The organism is Amycolatopsis sp. La24 (assembly GCF_029087445.1).
Classification (GTDB): Bacteria; Actinomycetota; Actinomycetes; order Mycobacteriales; family Pseudonocardiaceae; genus Amycolatopsis; species Amycolatopsis nivea.
On the sequence record NZ_JARACH010000136.1, the window covers coordinates 1 to 3,553 of the forward strand.

Annotated in this window: 3 protein-coding genes; 1 reads left to right on the forward strand and 2 read right to left on the reverse strand. The window is 69.1% G+C overall.

What is annotated here, in order from left to right; translation table 11 throughout:
- Window positions 1-278 precede the first annotated feature (278 nt).
- Window positions 279-1,661 carry a replication-associated recombination protein A gene (locus PUT80_RS46110; protein ID WP_037818985.1) on the reverse strand — a complete coding sequence of 461 codons (1,383 nt, stop codon included), beginning with the start codon at window positions 1,659-1,661 and terminating at the stop codon, window positions 279-281.
- A 78-nt stretch (window positions 1,662-1,739) separates the two neighbouring features.
- Between PUT80_RS46110 and PUT80_RS46115 the strand changes: the two genes are divergently transcribed.
- Complete coding sequence (locus PUT80_RS46115; protein ID WP_275295908.1) at window positions 1,740-2,495, forward strand: metallophosphoesterase family protein; 756 nt, start codon at window positions 1,740-1,742, stop codon at window positions 2,493-2,495.
- Here PUT80_RS46115 and PUT80_RS46120 read toward each other — a convergent pair.
- Window positions 2,461-3,312 carry an SGNH/GDSL hydrolase family protein gene (locus PUT80_RS46120; protein WP_275295909.1) on the reverse strand — a complete coding sequence of 284 codons (852 nt, stop codon included), beginning with the start codon at window positions 3,310-3,312 and terminating at the stop codon, window positions 2,461-2,463. The two genes, PUT80_RS46115 and PUT80_RS46120, sit on opposite strands and share 35 nt — an antisense overlap.
- Window positions 3,313-3,553 lie beyond the last annotated feature (241 nt).

Here is a 3,553-nt window from a genome sequence, read left to right on the forward strand (position 1 = left end):
GATACCGACCCACCAAGCCCCCGTCAGAGCCGTCAGAGCCACCCTCAACCAGGGGCCACCGAGCAAACCCAGCCCCCACCCGCCCCAACTCGGCGACAATCGCCCCAGTGTCCTCAGTCCGCAGCAGCACATGCCCAGGCTGGTCATCAGGCCAGACGGTCAACAACGTCATCGCCGCCCCCTCTCCTTGAAGAGGAGCAACCGACGAGACCCCCGAATGTTCCCCCGCCACCGGAAGAAAGTGGCGACCTTCACTCACCGACCGCTGACCGGCACACTCACCCCTGCCGCTCGCCCCGGATCGTCCGCCGCAACCGAGGCACCCGCTCAGCCAGCGTCCGCTCCCCGCCACGCTGCGTAGGCTCGTAGTAATCCCGCCCCACCAGCTCGTCCGGCGGATACTGCTGAGCCAGCACCCCCTCCGGCACGTTGTGCGGATACCGGTACCCCTGAGCGTTGCCGAGTTGCTTCGCCCCCGCGTAGTGCCCGTCCCGCAGATGCGGCGGCACCGTCCCGATAGCCCCCGACCGAACGTCGCTCAACGCCGTATCAATGGCTGTGACCACCGCGTTCGACTTAGGCGCCGTAGCCAGATGGATCGTCGCCTGCGCCAACGCGAGCCGCCCCTCCGGCATCCCGATGAACTGCACCGCGTGCGCCGCCGCGACCGCCGCCTGCAACGCCGTCGGATCCGCCAGCCCGACATCCTCGCTCGCGTGCACCACCAACCGCCGCGCGAGGAACCGGGGATCCTCCCCCGCCTCGATCATCCGCGCCAGGTAGTGCAACGCCGCGTCGACATCCGACCCGCGGATCGACTTGATGAACGCACTGATCACGTCGTAGTGCTGATCACCGTCGCGGTCGTACCGCACCGCCGCCTTGTCCACAGTGGACTCGACAACGGCAAGGTCGATCGTCTTGTTCTCGGTAGCGGACGCGGCATCCGCGGCTGCCTCCAGCGCCGTGAGCGCACGGCGCGCGTCACCGCCGGCCAGCCGCACGAGGTGCGCCCGCGCATCATCCGTCAACGTGAGCTCGCCGCCAAGCCCGCGCTCGTCGGTCAGCGCTCGCTCCAGCACCGCGACGATGTCGTCGTCGGTGAGCGGCCGCAACTGCAGCACCAAGGACCGCGACAACAGCGGCGACACCACCGAGAACGACGGGTTCTCCGTGGTCGCCGCCACCAGCAGCACCGTGCGGTCCTCGACCGCGCCGAGCAGCGCGTCCTGCTGGGTCTTGGAGAACCGGTGCACCTCGTCGATGAACAGGACGGTGTTCTCGGTGTTGTACTGCCTGCGCCGCCGCGCCTCCTCGATGACGCCGCGCACCTCCTTGACGCCCGCCGACAGCGCGGACATCGCGACGAACCGGCGTCCGGTGGCGATCGACACCAGGTTCGCCAGCGTGGTCTTGCCGGTGCCGGGCGGGCCGTAGAGCAGCACGGACGCCGGAGCGGCCCCCTCGACCAGCCGGCGCAGCGGGGCCCCTTCGCGCAGCAGGTGCTGCTGCCCGACCACCTCGTCGAGCGTGCGCGGCCGCATCCGGACCGCGAGCGGCGACGTCGCCGGGTCGGCCTGCGGTTCGGCCTGGTTCGCTCCGGAGGGTTCCGGCGGCGGCCCCACGTCGGGGTTCACCGTGAAGAGTTCGTCCTGTGCCACGCCGACGACGGTATCCGACCACCCCGACAATCCCGCTCGCCCGGCCCCGCAGCGCCGCCGGAGGGGCAGACTGGGGCGATGGTCTCCTCGGTCGCGGTGCTGTCCGATATCCACGGCGTGCTGCCCGCGCTCGACGCGGTCCTCGCCGAACCCGACGTCCACGCCGCCGACCTGGTGGTCCTGTGCGGCGATCTCGCGGCCGGACCGCTGCCCCGGCAGACGCTCGACCGGCTGCTTTCGCTCCGCGACCGCGCGGTGTGGGTCCGCGGCAACGCCGATCGCGAACTCGTCACGCTCGCGGGCGGCGGCCCCACCAAGATCCCGGACCCGATCGGCCCGTGGGCGGCGACGCAGCTGCGGCCGGATCAGGTGGCGCTGCTCGACGGGTTGCCGTTGACGGTGACGCTCGAAATCGACGGGCTCGGCGAAGTGCTGTTCTGCCACGCCACTCCGCGCGACGACGAAGAGGTCGCGCTCGTGGACAGCCCGTTGTCGCGCTGGGCGGAGGTCTTGGACGGCGTCACGGCGGAGACGGTGGTCTGCGGGCATACCCACATGCCGTTCCTGCGATTGGCCGACCGCTGCCGGATCGTGAACCCCGGCAGCGTCGGAATGCCTTATGGCACAACGGGTGCACACTGGGCGCGGCTCGGTCCTGGCGTCGAGTTGCGGCGCACTGCTTACGATGCGGAGGCCGTGTGCCGGGAGTTGGCGGAGACGTCGGAGTATCCCGGAATCGAGGGCTGGAGCGACTATTTCGTACGGAATCCGGCGTCGGATGCGGAGGCGTTGCGGGTATTCAGCCCACGCGCTCGCGGAACGAGCGCCACATGATGACCGCGGCGTAGGGCAGGAACTCCCGGCCTCGCCGCCAGAGCCACGGCACGCCTTTGGCCACGAGCCAGCCGAAGTGCGCAGCTGCGCTTGGCTCGACTCCGCCGGAGCAGATGAGGCTCACTGGTTGCGGCACCTCGAAACCGGCTGCTGCGGCTAGGTTTGCGAAACCTTCGGCGAGCATGCGGTGGCCGAGTTCGGAAGGGTGCAGGCGGTCGACGCTCCAGACGGTGAGGTCGTAGGCGCCGGGGAGAGTGTCCAGGTTCAGGCAGGCGATGCCTTCTGTTTCCACTACTCGGTCGATTGCCTCGTTCAGTTCCGTTATGCGGGCGCTGAGGGCTCGCTTCAGGGACGGCGGGAGGCGGAAGACCTTGCTGTGGTCGTGGAAACGCACTGGGAGGACGGTGGTTCCGATCGCGGTCAGTTCGCGGACGATCGCGGTGAGGTCCGCTGCGATGTTGTCCGCGTTGAAGTCCGGGCGGAGGGTGTCGTTCATGCCTACTACGACCAGGGCGATGTCTGGGCGATGGGCGATGGTTTGCGGGAGTTGGTCGGTGCGCACGCAGGACGTGCGGGCACCGGTGAACGACGGGTTCAGGTAGCCGTCTTCGGTGATGCCCAGGGCTTCCGCGACCAAGGGGCCCACGCCTCGCCAGCCGCCTCGGTTGGGGAGGGGGTCGCCTAGTCCTACGGCGGTGGAGTCGCCTAGGACTGCTAGGCGGGTTGCTCGTCGGGGCTGGGTCTTGGGGCTGGGGGCTGGGGTTGGTTTTGCGGGTGGGGTGACTCCGACGCTGATCACGGTCACGACCAAGACCATCCGGTATTGAGGCTCACCGCTGGTGATGGGGAGGTAACGCGGTATGGACGGAGGTGGGAACTTCCGGTACTCGGGGGCTGGTTTTGGTCTGTGCGGCGGCTCGTCGCCTGGCGGCGACATTGCCGTGGTGGTTGCGTGGGGCACCCCGAAGCTGGATTGTGCTGACGGTTCGGGGGTGCTTGTCAAGGCGGGAAAGATGCCTTGACAAGCACCCCCGGACCGCAGGTGAGCTTCGTATCGG